Raw genomic sequence first — 669 nt, forward strand, 5'->3', positions numbered from 1 at the left:
TCCGTACCATGATTTCGCCGTGTTCGCTAACAAACCCACCAAATACTTGAAAACACGCCCCGATCAATGACCTCAATCACCTAATCGTCGAAATCCGGGATCAATCGATTTATGTTAAATTATGGTTATTCATTAATACAATAAAAGTATTTATTTACTTTTACGATATATAATAGCATATTACTTCAATTGGTGAACATTATTAAATTTTTGATAAATATTAACCTTAATGGATATACGCTTGAAGGAAAAATATAAAAGATATTCAAACGTGATACGGTGTTGGGGATTTTCCCGTGTATCACGCGTTTGATGTTTTCTCGCTTGCTTTTGGTTTTCCGCACTATCGGTGCTTGTAACTTTATCCTGAACATCTCGAATGAAACTGGGAACCGATGTAAATCTCACATCAATGGGACAGGGTTGCATCCGTTTTTTAATCAGGTAGAGCAGAGAAACATGAAGGAAAAATATTCAGGCAAAATTCCGGGGGCCTGTGGCTAACCGAGCGAACGAAGCCTTCCACAATCAAACACTTCATTGCAATGATCTGGTTACTCACATCATTAGTTTGAGCGTTTTGCAGAATGGTCGTTTTGGGTGGAGGTAAAAAAGGAACAACACCTAGGTTAAGTAGACTGATTTTTCCATATACTAGAATTCTAACGG

1 protein-coding gene is annotated in these 669 nt (G+C 37.7%); it reads right to left on the reverse strand.

Features of this window, described 5'->3' with window-relative positions; translation table 11 throughout:
* Nucleotides 1–436: 436 nt before the first annotated feature.
* Nucleotides 437–669 (reverse strand): hypothetical protein (locus J3482_RS20190; RefSeq protein ID WP_206923086.1); only part of this gene is annotated, 233 nt, incomplete at its 5' end.

Source organism: Alicyclobacillus suci (assembly GCF_017329615.1).
Taxonomy (GTDB): Bacteria; Bacillota; Bacilli; order Alicyclobacillales; family Alicyclobacillaceae; genus Alicyclobacillus; species Alicyclobacillus suci.